13 protein-coding genes and 1 pseudogene are annotated in these 14,470 nt (G+C 35.8%); all 14 read left to right on the top strand.

The genetic code is table 11. From position 1 onward, the window contains the following. The first annotated feature begins 3 nt into the window (after positions 1 to 3). The 14 genes and pseudogenes from VCM39_RS16530 (at position 4) to VCM39_RS16465 (ending at position 14,434) form a co-directional block, all read left to right on the top strand. A complete protein-coding gene (locus VCM39_RS16530) occupies positions 4 to 1,053 on the top strand; it encodes a polysaccharide biosynthesis protein (protein ID WP_322934181.1) in 1,050 nt (349 codons plus the stop codon). Positions 1,054 to 1,205: 152 nt separating this feature from the next. Next, a complete protein-coding gene (gene rfbA / locus VCM39_RS16525; RefSeq protein WP_322934182.1) occupies positions 1,206 to 2,111 on the top strand; it encodes a glucose-1-phosphate thymidylyltransferase RfbA in 906 nt (301 codons plus the stop codon). 1 nt (position 2,112) lies between these two features. Next, entirely contained in the window at positions 2,113 to 2,694 is a 582-nt protein-coding gene (gene rfbC / locus VCM39_RS16520) for a dTDP-4-dehydrorhamnose 3,5-epimerase (RefSeq protein ID WP_322934183.1), read from the top strand. A gap of 45 nt (positions 2,695 to 2,739) precedes the next feature. Next, positions 2,740 to 3,389, top strand: a pseudogene (locus VCM39_RS16515) (SDR family oxidoreductase); the annotation flags it as partial. Between the two features lie 2 nt (positions 3,390 to 3,391). Further along, positions 3,392 to 4,528 carry a dTDP-glucose 4,6-dehydratase gene (locus VCM39_RS16510; protein WP_322934184.1) on the top strand — a complete coding sequence of 379 codons (1,137 nt, stop codon included), beginning with the start codon at positions 3,392 to 3,394 and terminating at the stop codon, positions 4,526 to 4,528. 77 nt (positions 4,529 to 4,605) lie between these two features. Next, on the top strand, positions 4,606 to 5,811 hold the full coding sequence (locus VCM39_RS16505; protein ID WP_322934185.1) for a polysaccharide pyruvyl transferase family protein: 1,206 nt from the start codon (positions 4,606 to 4,608) through the stop codon (positions 5,809 to 5,811). A 1-nt stretch (position 5,812) separates the two neighbouring features. Next, a complete protein-coding gene (locus VCM39_RS16500; protein WP_322934186.1) occupies positions 5,813 to 7,015 on the top strand; it encodes a Coenzyme F420 hydrogenase/dehydrogenase, beta subunit C-terminal domain in 1,203 nt (400 codons plus the stop codon). Then, positions 7,012 to 7,641, top strand: a complete 630-nt coding sequence (locus VCM39_RS16495; RefSeq protein WP_322934187.1) for a CatB-related O-acetyltransferase — start codon at positions 7,012 to 7,014, stop codon at positions 7,639 to 7,641. The genes VCM39_RS16500 and VCM39_RS16495 overlap by 4 nt, the downstream gene beginning before the upstream one ends. Position 7,642: 1 nt before the next feature. Further along, positions 7,643 to 9,160: a hypothetical protein gene (locus tag VCM39_RS16490; protein WP_322934188.1), complete on the top strand. Its 1,518-nt coding sequence runs from the start codon at positions 7,643 to 7,645 to the stop codon at positions 9,158 to 9,160. Between the two features lie 2 nt (positions 9,161 to 9,162). Then, a complete protein-coding gene (locus tag VCM39_RS16485) occupies positions 9,163 to 10,254 on the top strand; it encodes a glycoside hydrolase family 99-like domain-containing protein (protein ID WP_322934189.1) in 1,092 nt (363 codons plus the stop codon). Next, positions 10,241 to 11,473, top strand: a complete 1,233-nt coding sequence (locus VCM39_RS16480; RefSeq protein ID WP_322934190.1) for a hypothetical protein — start codon at positions 10,241 to 10,243, stop codon at positions 11,471 to 11,473. Before VCM39_RS16485 ends, VCM39_RS16480 begins: the two co-directional genes overlap by 14 nt. Then, positions 11,454 to 12,491: a hypothetical protein gene (locus tag VCM39_RS16475; protein ID WP_322934191.1), complete on the top strand. Its 1,038-nt coding sequence runs from the start codon at positions 11,454 to 11,456 to the stop codon at positions 12,489 to 12,491. Before VCM39_RS16480 ends, VCM39_RS16475 begins: the two co-directional genes overlap by 20 nt. Continuing rightward, positions 12,488 to 13,207, top strand: a complete 720-nt coding sequence (locus VCM39_RS16470; RefSeq protein WP_322934192.1) for a polysaccharide deacetylase family protein — start codon at positions 12,488 to 12,490, stop codon at positions 13,205 to 13,207. The genes VCM39_RS16475 and VCM39_RS16470 overlap by 4 nt, the downstream gene beginning before the upstream one ends. 6 nt (positions 13,208 to 13,213) lie before the next feature. Next, positions 13,214 to 14,434, top strand: a complete 1,221-nt coding sequence (locus VCM39_RS16465) for a glycosyltransferase (RefSeq protein WP_322934193.1) — start codon at positions 13,214 to 13,216, stop codon at positions 14,432 to 14,434. The last annotated feature ends 36 nt before the right edge of the window (positions 14,435 to 14,470 follow it).

The following is a 14,470-nucleotide window of genomic DNA, read 5'->3' as shown; positions in this document are numbered from 1 at the left end:
AGTATGTCAATTTTCGCAGGTAAAACCCTCATGATAACCGGTGGAACCGGTTCATTTGGTAACGCAGTTCTCAACCGTTTCCTCAAAACAGATATCGCAGAGATCCGTATCTTTAGTCGCGACGAAAAGAAGCAGGACGATATGCGTCATGAGTATCAGGTAAAATGTCCTGAATACGCTAATAAAATCAAGTTTTTTATTGGTGATGTTCGCAATCTCCAGAGCTGTAAGAACGCCATGCCTGGGGTTGACTACATCTTTCATGCTGCCGCCCTCAAGCAGGTACCGTCGTGCGAGTTCTTCCCAATGGAGGCCGTCAAGACCAACGTCATCGGTACTGATAACGTCCTTACCGCAGCTATCGAAGCAAACGTGAAGGCCGTCATCTGTCTCTCTACCGATAAGGCAGCATATCCTATCAATGCGATGGGTATTACCAAGGCCATCGAGGAGAAGATTGCCGTTGCCAAGAGTCGCTACTCAGGCAACACCAAGATCTGTTGTACCCGTTATGGAAACGTTATGTGTTCACGTGGTTCCGTCATTCCTTTATGGATCGACCAGATCCGCCAGGGCAATCCTATTACCCTCACCGAACCAAAGATGACTCGCTTTATCATGTCCCTCGAGGAAGCAGTCGATCTTGTCCTCTTTGCCTTCGAGCGCGGTCAGAATGGTGACATCCTTATACAGAAGGCTCCTGCTTGTACCATCCAAACTCAGGCAGAGGCCATTTGCGAGCTCTTTGGTGGCAAGAAGGAAGATATCAAGGTCATTGGTATACGCCATGGAGAGAAGATGTATGAGACACTTCTTACGAAGGAAGAATGTGCTAAGGCAATCGATATGGGAGATTTCTACAGAGTACCAGCTGACAATCGCGATCTCAATTATGATCAGTTTTTCAAAGAAGGCGACCAGAAGCGTGCCACTATCGAGGAGTTTAACTCTGACAACACTCGTCGCTTGAATCTCGAGGAGACAAAGCTGAAGATTGGTTCTTTGGAGTATATTCAGAAAGAACTTAATGGAGAAGGTAATTTTGTTCAATAATGAAACTTACAGCCAACAAGAACTGTAAGTGCATTTTGCAGTTTTTCGTGTCTGTGAATCTTTAAGGCTGTTTTATAATAAGCGTGTACATAGATGCTCACAGAGGTTCAAATCCTTTGTACGCTGCAAAAAAAAATGAAAACATACGAAATATGAAAGGCATTGTACTCGCCGGTGGATCTGGCACAAGACTTTATCCCATTACCAAAGGTATCAGCAAACAGCTCATGCCCATTTATGATAAACCAATGGTTTACTATCCAATATCAGTATTGATGTTGGCAGGCATACGCGATATCCTTGTCATCTCCACTCCATACGACCTTCCAGGTTTTATTCGACTCCTTGGTGACGGTTCCGACTATGGAGTAAACTTCACTTATGCAGAACAGCCCTCGCCTGATGGTCTTGCACAGGCGTTCACCATAGGTAAGGACTTCATTGGTGACGATTCTGTCTGTCTTGTTCTTGGGGATAATATCTTTCAGGGAGCAGGCTTCACCAAGATGCTGAAGGAAGCAGTTCGTACAGCAGAGGAAGAGAAAAAGGCAACAGTCTTCGGCTATTGGGTAAACGATCCGGAGCGTTATGGTGTGGCAGAGTTCGACAAGAACGGCAACTGCCTGAGCATTGAGGAGAAGCCAAAACATCCAAAGTCAAACTATGCTGTGGTAGGTCTCTACTTCTATCCTAATAAAGTAGTGAATGTAGCACATCAGATTAATCTTTCAGCACGAGGAGAATACGAAATCACTACTGTCAATCAGTGGTTCCTCAACGATAAGGAACTGAAAGTTCATACCCTTGGACGTGGCTTCGCTTGGCTAGACACAGGTACGTATGATTCTCTCTCGGAGGCAAGTACCTACATAGAAGTCCTTGAAAAACGCCAGGGGCTTAAAGTGGCTTGCCTTGAAGGTATTGCATACCGTCAAGGTTGGATAACCGAAGAGCGTATGCGTGAACTCGCAAAGCCTATGTTGAAGAACCGATATGGTCAATACCTCCTTAAAGTAATTGATGAAGTTAAACAAACCGGTAACGCAAATCTCGAATAAAATGGATGTAATTAAAACTGAAATAGATGGCGTAGTAATCCTTGAACCTGTCATGTTCAAGGATGCCAGAGGTTATTTTTTTGAGTCATTCTCACAGCGTGAATTTGAAGAAAAAGTCCGCAAGATAAACTTTGTTCAAGACAATGAAAGTATGTCAAGCTATGGTGTAATGAGAGGTCTTCACTTCCAGCATCCTCCATTCACACAGAGCAAACTTGTACGTTGTGTGAAAGGTGCCGTGCTCGATGTGGCTGTAGATATTCGTAAGGGCTCTCCTACATACGGCCAGCATGTAGCAGTAGAACTTACAGAAGATAATCATCGACAGTTCTTTGTACCTCGTGGCTTTGCTCATGGCTTTGCTGTCCTCTCTGAGACGGCTGTATTCCAGTATAAGTGCGATAACTTCTATACACCACAGGCAGATGGTGGCATCAGTATCAAGGATGAGAGCCTTGACATTGACTGGAAGATACCTATAGACAAAGCCCTTCTTAGCGAAAAGGATACTCTTTATGAATGCTTGATGGACTTTGATAGCCCATTCTCAATAGATATGGATTTGTATCTTAAGTTTGCTTGAAACTTGAAATCATTTAAAATATGAATATATTGGTTACAGGTGCTTAAGGTTATGAAAGAGGTCGATGGTTGGTTAGTGCAAATTTCTACTGATTATGTATTCGGAAAGGAGTCTTATAATACTCCATGTAAGGAAAACCAGAAAGGAACTCCAACGGGTGTTTATGGTTTAACTAAGTTACATGGTGAGGAGAAGATTATAGCTTCCGGTTGTAAGTACATCATCATCGTACAGCATGGCTTTATTCAGAGTTTGGTAAGAACTTCTGTAAGACAATGTTGGACCTCACAGCCACAAAACCACAATTGAAGGTGGGCTTTGACCAATGTGGTACACCAACCTATGCATGGAATCTTGCAGTAGTAATAAAGAAAGCCCTTGAAACTTGTGAAACTCCTGAAACCTATTGTGGTATCTATTACTACAGTAATGAGGGTGTCTGCTCATGGTACGATTTTACCAAGATGATTTAGGAAATAGCCTTACAAATGGGATATTATGAAAGTCTTCCTAAACAGAGAGATTTAGAGGGGTTTTGTGACATTCAGCCTTGCCACTCAAACGAGTTTCCGAGTTCTGTTACCCGTCCATTCTATTCTGTATTTGACAAGACTAAGATCAAAGAAGCTTTTGGTATCACAGTACTTTATTGGACAGATTCACTCAAAAAATGTATCAGCAACTTAAAGAAATAATCATGGCAAAAAATATTCTTATCACCGGTGGTGCTGGTTTCATTGGCAGTCATGTTGTACGACTCTTTGTTAATAAGTACCCCGATTATCAGATTTACAATCTCGATAAACTTACCTATGCTGGTAATTTGGCTAACCTCAAAGATATCGAAGATAAGCACAACTATCATTTTGTCAAAGCAGACATCTGTGATTTTGACTTCATTTACAAACTCTTTCAGGAAAAGCAGATTGATGGTATCATCCATCTTGCTGCAGAGAGCCATGTGGATCGCTCTATCAAGGATCCTTTCATCTTTGCTCGCACTAATGTAATGGGTACTTTGAGTTTGCTGCAGGCTGCTAAACTCTATTGGGAGTCACTCCCTGAGAAGTATGAAGGTAAGCGTTTCTACCACATCTCAACTGATGAGGTTTATGGTACTCTTGAGATGACAAACCCTGAGGGAATAGAACCTCCTTTCGTTACTACTGCTTCAAGTTCAGAGCACCATCTAGCGTACGGCAAGGATTTCTTCAATGAGACTACCAAGTACAATCCTCATAGCCCATATTCTGCATCTAAGGCGAGCTCAGATCACTTTGTTCGTGCTTTCCACGATACCTATGGAATGCCTACCATTGTGACAAACTGTTCTAACAATTATGGTCCTTATCAATTTCCAGAGAAGTTGATTCCCCTTTTTATTAATAACATCCTCCATCGTAAACCACTTCCTGTCTATGGCAAGGGCGAAAACGTACGCGACTGGTTGTATGTAGTAGATCATGCTCGTGCCATCGACACCATCTTCCACAACGGAACCATTGCAGAGACCTACAATATCGGTGGTTTTAACGAGTGGAAGAATATTGATATCATCCATATTGTCATTAAGACAGTTGATCGCCTCCTCGGTCGTCCAGAGGGTGCCGACTTGGATCTGATTACATATGTTACTGATCGTCTTGGTCATGACGTACGTTACGCTATTGACTCAACAAAACTTCAGAAGGAATTGAGATGGGCCCCATCACTTCAGTTTGAAGAGGGTATAGAAAAGACTGTGAAGTGGTATCTTGAGAACGAGGCTTGGATGGACAATATCACCTCAGGTAAATACGAGAAGTATTATGAAGATATGTACAAAGAACGTTAATTTAATGATTCCTGTTTGATGGTTATAAAATTTTCTTAACAATTGTTGTGTAATCATTTAGTTTGTATACGTAAAATATGAAAAGAATAAGTATTGGTATAACTGGTGTTAACCCTTTTGACGGGAATAGAGGTGTAGGAGCTCTTTCTTACTCGATAATTAATATCCTGGATGATATTGCTGCACAGGAGAAAAATGAGTACACGTATTATTTTATATTAAATGGTTCAGGGTTACCTGAATACACTGAGCTCGATATTAATGGAACTAAAAGAAGAGTTTATCTACTTCCTTTAATAAGTATTTATCGACCTAACCATTTTGCCAAATTATTAGTTTACTTTAAAAAATTGCTGGTATATCGTAAGTTAGATTATGTATTAGATGCAGGATATGGAGATAGTTATTCTGATATTTATGGCGTACCAAACTTTTTGTCTCACAACTCAATAAAGCGCTTCTTCTCATTCTTAGGTAAAAAACAAATGCTATTACCACAGACTGTAGGCCCCTTTTTTGATACGAAAGTACACAAGGCTGCTATAAAAGCTATGAGCAATATGCAAGTACTACTATGTAGGGATAAAATGAGTTACGATCTTGTTCATAAAGATGTGCCAAATGTGTTATCAGCAGAGATTATTGATATGGCATTCTATATGCCTTACACAAAAGACGACCTTATCCTTAAAAAGGGATCTATCAATGTTGGTATAGGAATCTCCAAGATGCTTTGGAATAAAAATCTGGATGAGGTAATGAGTTATAAAGATAATTATAGAGAACTTATGTCTCGTATTATTGAGAAGTTTTTATCAATGGACAATGTGTATTTACACCTCATACCACATGTAGTTTGCGAGAATGTATCTTTGGGAAATGACTACGAATTATGTTACGATCTTTGGAAGCATTATCATAATGAACGAATCATACTATCTCCATTCTTTATAGATCCTATTAAAGCCAAAAACTATATAAGCACAATGGATTTCTTTACTGGAGCCAGAATGCATGCATGTATTGGTGCTTTTTCATCTGGAGTGCCTGTTTTCCCAATAGCATATAGTAGAAAATTTAATGGTCTATTTATGGAAACCTTAGGATACAACCATGTGGGGGATTTAACAACAATGAGTAACGATGAGGTCATTAAGAACCTTATGGATACTTTTGATAACAGAGCAGCAATAAAGGAGGAGATAGCGATACTATTAAATACAGTGGTAAAAGAAAAGTATGAAGTAATGAAAATGCATATTAGCAAATTTCTGAAATCATAGTATGAGCAAATTTGATAAAATAATAGGCTATAAACTATGCATGGGGTGCGGTTTATGCGAATCATTAGGGAAAGAGAAAGGTTATAAACTATCTTTAAAACCGAATGGATTTTACTCTGTTGATGTCCCTGAAAGTTCTATGCGCGATACTCGATTAGAGGCTAAGTTGGCCTCTTGTTGTCCTTCTGTTTCAATATCAGGAGTTGGTGACTCTAATATTTGGGGACATAATGTAGGTGTCTATAATACCTATAGTACTGATTCTAATATAAGGTATAAGGCTTCAAGCGGAGGTTTTGTAACTTCGACATGTATCTATCTTTTGGAAAAAGGATTAGTAAACGGTGTGTTACATGTTGGTTTGGTTGATGGTTCACCTATTGAAAACAAGTTAAAGGCTTCGTTTACAAAAGAGGAAATAATTAATAATTGTTCGTCACGCTATGCTCCAGCCCTAGTGTTTAGTGAAATCAAACAAATACTTGATTTAGACAACAAAAAGTACGTCTTTGTAGGAAAGTCATGCGATATCCTTTGCCTAAACAATTTTATCAAAGAATATCCAAATTACAAGGATAGAATATATTGCACAATCTGTATATTCTGTGCAGGTATGCCATCATATAACGCTTCAATAAAGATAGCTGATTCGTTTAAAAACACACAAGGAATATCTAGATATCAATATAGAGGAAATGGGTGGCCAGGGGATTTTACAATCATCTATGATGATAGTTCTTGCAACATAAAAACTTATGAGGATGCATGGATGAATTATCTAGGTAAAGATATCCATTATAGGTGTAAGGTTTGTCCAGATAGTGTTGGCACTATTGCAGATATTTCAGTTTGCGATTCATGGGTCTATGAGAATGGCAAAATTAGTTTTGCAGACAGACCAGGAGTAAGTTGTGTGTTACTTAGATCTTCTAAGTCTAAAGTTATTTTTGACTCTATGCTAAGTGACACTTACATAGAAGCAGACTTGATGGAAGAGTCTATGCTCAATTATGTACAGCCAAATCATGTCAGGAAAAGACTTTCTAGCGGATATAAGCTTGCATTTGTTAATTTTACTACTGGTAGATTGTTTAATTTGAAGGATTTATCGCTAATCCGACTGTGTGCTCAGTATAATATATTGCGGGGGATAAAAGAGGCCCTGGGGGCAAAGCAACGACTTAATAATTGGTTATCGAAATGAACAATCTTTTCATAAAACTGTATTCTATAAACAATGGATATCTACGTCGCATTATTGAAAAGATATTACTGAGGATTGAGGGTGGATATTCATATTCTACTTCTTTGCGATATTTGTATAAAAAGTATTATGGTCTCGAAATTGGATACGGTACTTATGGTGGGTGTTTTCATCATGTAAATTTCCCTCAACCTTGTCATATCTCTTTTGGCCGGTATTGTAGTATTGGTTCGGGTTTAAAAGTGTTTAGAGCGAACCATCCTTCAAATAGATTTACCACTCATCCATTTCTATATAATCCTATTTTCAAATATACTAGCAAAGACATGCTAGATAGGCCTCCTTTGAAAATTGGTAATGATGTTTGGACCGGAAGCGGTGTTATTATTTGCCCTGCTGTCAAGCAAATAGGTGACGGAGCAATTATAGGAGCAGGAAGTGTTGTTACCCATGATGTTCCACCGTATACAGTCGTAGCTGGTAATCCGGCTAAAATAATTAGAAAGAGATTTAATGAACAACAAATAGCGTTTCTTCAAGATCAAAAATGGTGGGAGTATGATATGGAATCTTTAAAAGCTAAGGTTGACTTTCTTGATGCACAATTAACAAAAATGGCCGACTGAAATGGAATCTGAAAATAAGACGATTGCTCAAAATAGTCTCCTTTTATATTTGAGAACATTTTTAATAATGATAGTAACTCTATACACTGTTAGAGTAACTCTTCAAATACTAGGTTTTGTCGATTATGGTATCTATAACACAATTGGTGGCGTTATTGCAATATTTGCATTCTTAAGTAATACGTTGACATCTGTTTCCCAAAGATATTTCTCATATTACCTTGGCAAGGGAGATGGATTACGGTTGCGACAATTGTTTAACTCTCTCCTAATAATATATGGTATTATTGGCTTAATAATAGCAATTATTGCTGAAGTGTCTGGGGAATGGTTCATTGAAAAATGTTTACGAATTCCATCAGATCGTATGGATGCAACAATGGGGGTTTTCCATTTCTCAATATTAACACTCGTTGTTAGTTTTATTCAGATACCTTTTAATTCAGTGATTATTTCTAGGGAGAAGATGTCTATTTACGCATATATTAGTATCTTGGAAGTGATCCTCAAGCTGCTTGTTGTATTTCTTTTGTTGTATGTGGATTTTGATAGTTTAGTGGTGTATTCAATTCTTTTATTTTTGGTTTCAGTCATTAAGCTAATCGTCTATGCAACTTATTCAGTAAAGCGGTTTCCTGAGTGTGAGCTTCAACTATACTGGCATAAAGATACATACAAGGAGTTAACGAAATATTTAGGTTGGAATACATTAGGCGTTTTTTCAGCTGTTATTAAAGCTCAAGGTATAGTGGTTGTCCTAAATTCATTTTTCGGGCCTATAATTAATGCAGCCTTTGCTGTTGCTAATCAGATTTATAGTGCAGTAAATCAATTTGTAAGCAGTTTCTTATTGGCAGTACAACCTCAAATAGTAAAGAAATATGCTGAAAATAACAAGGAGCGTATGTTCGAACTCGTATATTTATCTTCGAAATACTCTTATTTCTTATTGATGATTGTCGCGATTCCCTGTATTATTGAACTTCCTTGTATTCTTGATATTTGGCTTGGTGAATATCCCGCATATACCTTGGGATTTTCAAGAATTTTGATTCTTATGGCTCTGATAGAAGCTCTTTGCACACCTTTGGTGACTTCGATTCAAGCAACTGGAGTGATTAAGGGATATAATATTGCAATTTCAATAGTTTTATTACTAACCATACCATTAAGTATTCTGTTTATCAAATTGGGATATGATGCATATTCTGTGTTGATAATATCTACAGTTGTGACTTTGCTCACGCAAGTACAACGCATAATGTATATGGTAAAGCTTACAGGTATGCACATATTTGATTATTGTAAGAATGTTTTGTTCCGGATTTTTATAGTGACTTTAACATCAGTTACCATTCCATTATTCATCTGTGTTATATTCTCAGATTCTATTATTAGACTAATAGCAATAACATTTGTATCAATATTATTTTCAGTATTAATTATTTATGCCATAGGTATGACACGCGCTGAGAGACAATCAATCAATATGTGTATATACAAAATGAAAAATAAATAAATATGGATAAGAAAGAAAAAAAATCCGTGCGAGTTATAGCATTTTATTTACCACAATTCCATCCAATTCCTGAGAATGATGAATGGTATGGCAAAGGATTTACAGAATGGACGAATGTAGGTAGAGCTCAGCCTTTGTTTAGAGGGCATTATCAACCTCGAGTTCCTGCAGATTTGGGTTATTATGATCTTCGAGTACCTGAGACAAGAGAGGCCCAAGCCGAGATGGCCAAAAAGTATGGTGTTGAGGGTTTTTGTTATTGGCATTATTGGTTCGGTGATGGTAAACAGCTCCTCGAGCGCCCTTTCAACGAAGTTGTTGAATCTAAGAAGCCTGATTTTCCTTTCTGTCTTGCATGGGCTAATCATTCTTGGTATAATAAGACTTGGGAACCGGGAAAGGAAGATAAACTTTTAATTGAGCAGAAGTATCTTGGCGAAGAGGACGATATTAAGCACTTCTATCATTTGCTACCTGCATTTATGGATGAACGCTATATCCGTATAAATGGAAAGCCCTTGTTTGTTATCTACTCACCATTTGACATGCCATATACTAGTAGATTTATTAATACATGGAATAGATTGGCAAAAGAGAACGGTATAGATGGTTTCTATTTTGTAGCACAAGGTGCCATCAGAGATAAAAAGAAAATTGTAGACATGGGATTTAGTGCAATATATACTATTGTGTTAACCATTCATGAAGAAAAGAGTTTCTTGTTTAGAGCAATTCATTATATAGGCAAAAAATGTTTTAATATACCTATCACATACAAGTATAGCGAAGCACTTGATTATTACTGTAAATCGTTGGACAAAGATATCGCTACTATTCCATCTATTATACCTAATTGGGATCACTCGCCTCGCTCAAAAAGAAATGGATTAATCTTAACGGATTCTACTCCTGAAGCTTTCTATAAATATATGAAGAAAGTGCTGAATTTTGTAAAAGATAAGCCACAACCACAGCGAATAGTATTCTTGCGTTCATGGAACGAATGGGGGGAAGGTAATTATATTGAGCCTGATTTAAAATATGGCACAGGCTTCTTAGAATCTCTTAAAAAGGCATTAGATGAGTTTATTTAAACAAATCTCGGCACATTATACTGAATTTACGCCACAAGAAAGGTTAGCAGGCATTATATTGATAATATCTGTTTTGCTTCCACACATTGGAATTTTGTATATTGTAAATCCTATACTACTGTTATATTTAGCATTTAAGTTTCCTAAAACAGAAGTACCATCCCCCTTTCAAATAATAATGGTGCTTTTGATTGTCTTATCTTTATGTTGGAATATGTTCTATGGCATTCCAATAGATTTTAAGTCAATAATTAGAGGAATCTACATCATTGAATTACTGGTTCTCTTTCCATATATCGGGAATGTCCAATTTAGAAACGTATATATATATATAATAGTAGTAGTAATTTTGTTATCGCAATTAGCTTTTGTATATGGTATAGGAGTAATAATAAGTATTATGGATTTTTTATATCCATATACTGGGGATGTGGTTTCAGAATCTACTGATTATCTTTTAGAACATTCTGCTAATGCAGCATCATTGAGCGATTTGCAGAATATTCGATTTGGTGGTCTATTTCATAACTCAAATCAATGTATGAAATATATCTCAATGTGCTCAATTATTTATGCTATTGAGAATCTTAAAACACCTATAAAATTACAACTTCCTTTTTGGGCGATAGTGTTTTCCTCTGCGTTGCTTTCTGGTAGTAGAACTGGTTTTGTTATTGTATTTGCTACTGTTGCTTTGATGCTTTTTTTAAGGAAGAAACAACAAGTATCTATAAAAACAATCTTTCTTCCAGCTGTATTTATTATCATTACTTTCTATTGTGTATCCGAGATTTTTTCAAGTCAATTTCGTATGTTTGATATAAAGGATGGGACAAGTGACGGAGGCAGCATCGTATATAAATACGCAAATTTTGCGTATTACAATAATATTGTTACAGAGGCGAGACAAATTCTTGTCGGAAATTTTGATGTAGATTCTATATGTACGGTTTATCATACGCCGTTTAGTCAGTTCGATTCAGAATGGGGCAATGCAGTGTATTTTTATGGATATTTTTTCATAGTTGTATATTTCACATTTTTGATAAAAACAATAGGTAAGTTAAGAGGTATAAATATTATAGCTATATTACTATTCTTTTGGATAATTTCATCAACAGTATTGTTCTCATATAGAACAAGCTTCGCATTTTTCTTAATACTATCACGTTGTGTTTGTAATTCTAAACAGCTAAAAAATGATACGAGTAGAAAATAGCTTTGCTAATATAGAAACAGATTGGAACAGATTGTATAATTATGGTAATTATTCAGTATTCCAATCTTATGCATATAATAAAATCTCATTTGATTACATTCAAAAAAGGAAGGTTGAACTATATTTATTATGTTATAGAAATCCTAATAATCAACTTCAGGCAATATTACCTACATATTTGTATTTGGGGGAGTTAAGTTTTATTAATGATAGAAATACAGACTTTTGTGATATTATTATCGATGAAAATGCGAAGAAACACGATGTTTTTTCCGAACTTTTCGATTTCATTCAGCATGATGACAATGTAAAGTCTATTACTCTTGATAATATTCGACCAGATTCACTTCTTTTGCCATATTTTAGAATTTATTCTAGATCATCGCTAATATACTGCATTAATGAATATTCATATTTAAGTTGTTGTCCTTTGGCAAATGTTTACGATAATTTTTGCAATTTAAATAATGACAAAAAGAAAAAACTCAAAAAAATCGTAGCAACTACTAGGGAGTATACATTCCAAATGTTCAAAAAAAAGTTAGAACACCAGTTCCCGAAGAAGCAACTTCTTGAGATTTCTAGCATAATGGTAAAAAAGGGGCTTCGATCTGCTAACACGTTTAACGATTCTTTTTGGTCTTTTGTTGAGTCTTGTTTTGATAGTAATCTTATAGAAATTGGTATACTAGAAGAAGAAGGTAATCCTGTTTCTGCTGGTATGGTCTTTTTTAACGAGAATATCTCTGTGAGGTGGGTAATATTGTATACAGAGCCAAAGTATAATTTGTGGAACAATACACATTATATTATAAATAAGTGTTCCACGATATCTTCTAATTATGAGATTAATTTTGGTAGAGGTGGCTATGATTATAAGATTAATAATTTTAAGCCAGAGCTTTCTTTGTTATATAGGTTATCATATAGTAAAACTATATGTGGAGGTATAAGTCAGACTTTTAAGTCCTTTTTTTATTTTTTTAAACTGATAATAAAGCCTATAATAAGACGATGAAACAAATAATTAAAACAATATTAATTGCAATCCATTCATTTTTTAACAAAAATCAACATGGTAAGATTATATACTACCATGATGTTTTTGACAAAGTACAGTATACAGATATGGGTACTAGTTTGGAACTGTTTATGTCCCATATTTCAGTAATAAAAAAAAATGGTTTCAAGATAGTAAATCGTTTACCTATTTATGATTCTGAGATTCACTTATGTTTCGATGATGGCTGGTTGGGGCTTTGGGATACAAAAGATTTTTTTATAAATAATAATATATTTCCTACAGTCTTCATAGCTCCTGGATTAGTTGGCAAACACGGCTATCTCAACTGGGAACAAATATTATTTTTAAAAGAGAAAGGATTTAACTTTCAAAGTCACACATACAATCATGTAGTTTTAACAGATGTTGACGATTGCGTTCTTGTAAAAGAATTAGCTGATTCTCGAGCAATAATATCGGCTCATCTCAACTCTGAGATAGATTCAATATGTTATCCTTGTGGCAACTATTCACAAAAGGTTATTGATGAGTCGACTAAAGCTGGTTATACTAAAATTTACATTAGTGTACCTGGCAGTTATGATCCTAATGAAAATATTATTTGCAGAAATCTTGTACAAGATAGTTCTACTTTCCGTTTGAAATGTATCCTCTTTGGAGGTTTAGATGTTATTAAGAACCGTACGAAAAGACATCACTTTAGTTGTTAATCAAATATGCCTAAAGTTTTACAAATAAATGTATCAGCTAATTGGGGCTCTACAGGACGCATTGCAGAAGGTATTAACTTGGCAGCACAGAAATCCGGTTGGGATACTTATATCGCCTATTCACGAATTGCAAATTCATCTAGTTCCAATCTATTTCGTATAGGTAACAAGTTCGATGTTCTATTTGCGGTTCTTGAAACTCGCCTTTTAGATCGTGCTGGCTTAAGTATGCGTCGAGCAACCCGTGAACTCATTAAATTTATAGAATTGTCAAGGCCAGACATCATACACCTACATAACATCCATGGATATGTTTTGAATTATGATATTTTATTTGGCTATCTTAACAACACAGATGTTAAGGTTGTTTGGACATTTCATGATTTTTGGGCGATTACAGGACATTGTTTTCATTTTTGTGGTATAGGTTGTTACAAATGGAAGGAGCTTTGTTTTAATTGTCCTTTACATAAAGAATACCCTTCTTCTATTTCAGATTTTTCTAGAAGGAACTACTTAAAGAAAAAAAAATTATTCTCCCAAAACCCTAATTTAACAATTGTCTCAGTATCAGAATGGGTTGACAAATATTTGTCAATTTCATTCCTTCGCAAAAAAAAACATGTTGTGATTAATAACGGTGTTGATTTGAATGTTTTTAAGCCTACTGTAGGATTTAATCATTCAATGATAGGAAGTAATGATTTTTTAATATTAGGCGTTGCCTCTCAATGGGATGTTGGAAAAGGATTTGAAGATTTTGTGGAATTAAGCAAAATGTTAGAACAAGATGAGAAGATTCTACTAATAGGATTGCCACGAAAGATGATACAGCAATTACCGAATAATATTATCGGGCTCGAACGTACTAATTCAACTGAGGAATTAACTGCGGCCTACACTCGGGCTAATGTTTTTGTCAGTTTTTCAAAAGCAGAAACATTTGGATTGACAATAATTGAAGCAATGGCATGTGGAACACCTGCAGTTGTATATAATAATTCTGCTCCACCGTATCATATTACGAACTCTACAGGTTTTGTGGTTCCCGATGGTGATTACAAAAAGGCTTATTTTTGTATTAAGAAAATTAGGAAAAATAAGACTAATGTCTATTCTGTAAACTGTGTTCGTCACGTCCAGGTGCACTATGATGTGAGGGATAGTTATCAGAAATATGTCAATTTATATAATGAATTACTGACTTTAACAAGATGTAAAAGATAGAAATATAAAATTTCAATTAAAAATAATTTAAAATTT

Source organism: Bacteroides mucinivorans (genome assembly GCF_034654355.2).
Taxonomy (GTDB): Bacteria; Bacteroidota; Bacteroidia; order Bacteroidales; family Bacteroidaceae; genus Bacteroides; species Bacteroides nordii.
Note: the sequence above shows the minus strand (reverse complement) of the source record. Positions and strands in the feature narration are given on the sequence as shown.

Coding starts and splice junctions, on each gene's coding strand:
- VCM39_RS16490 (WP_322934188.1), top strand. CDS start 7,643: ATGGAATCTGAAAATAAGACGATTGCTCAAAATAGTCTCCTTTTATAT.
- VCM39_RS16480 (WP_322934190.1), top strand. CDS start 10,241: ATGAGTTTATTTAAACAAATCTCGGCACATTATACTGAATTTACGCCA.
- VCM39_RS16470 (WP_322934192.1), top strand. CDS start 12,488: ATGAAACAAATAATTAAAACAATATTAATTGCAATCCATTCATTTTTT.
- VCM39_RS16530 (WP_322934181.1), top strand. CDS start 4: ATGTCAATTTTCGCAGGTAAAACCCTCATGATAACCGGTGGAACCGGT.
- VCM39_RS16500 (WP_322934186.1), top strand. CDS start 5,813: ATGAGCAAATTTGATAAAATAATAGGCTATAAACTATGCATGGGGTGC.
- VCM39_RS16510 (WP_322934184.1), top strand. CDS start 3,392: ATGGCAAAAAATATTCTTATCACCGGTGGTGCTGGTTTCATTGGCAGT.
- VCM39_RS16505 (WP_322934185.1), top strand. CDS start 4,606: ATGAAAAGAATAAGTATTGGTATAACTGGTGTTAACCCTTTTGACGGG.
- VCM39_RS16475 (WP_322934191.1), top strand. CDS start 11,454: ATGATACGAGTAGAAAATAGCTTTGCTAATATAGAAACAGATTGGAAC.
- rfbA (WP_322934182.1), top strand. CDS start 1,206: ATGAAAGGCATTGTACTCGCCGGTGGATCTGGCACAAGACTTTATCCC.
- rfbC (WP_322934183.1), top strand. CDS start 2,113: ATGGATGTAATTAAAACTGAAATAGATGGCGTAGTAATCCTTGAACCT.
- VCM39_RS16465 (WP_322934193.1), top strand. CDS start 13,214: ATGCCTAAAGTTTTACAAATAAATGTATCAGCTAATTGGGGCTCTACA.
- VCM39_RS16495 (WP_322934187.1), top strand. CDS start 7,012: ATGAACAATCTTTTCATAAAACTGTATTCTATAAACAATGGATATCTA.
- VCM39_RS16485 (WP_322934189.1), top strand. CDS start 9,163: ATGGATAAGAAAGAAAAAAAATCCGTGCGAGTTATAGCATTTTATTTA.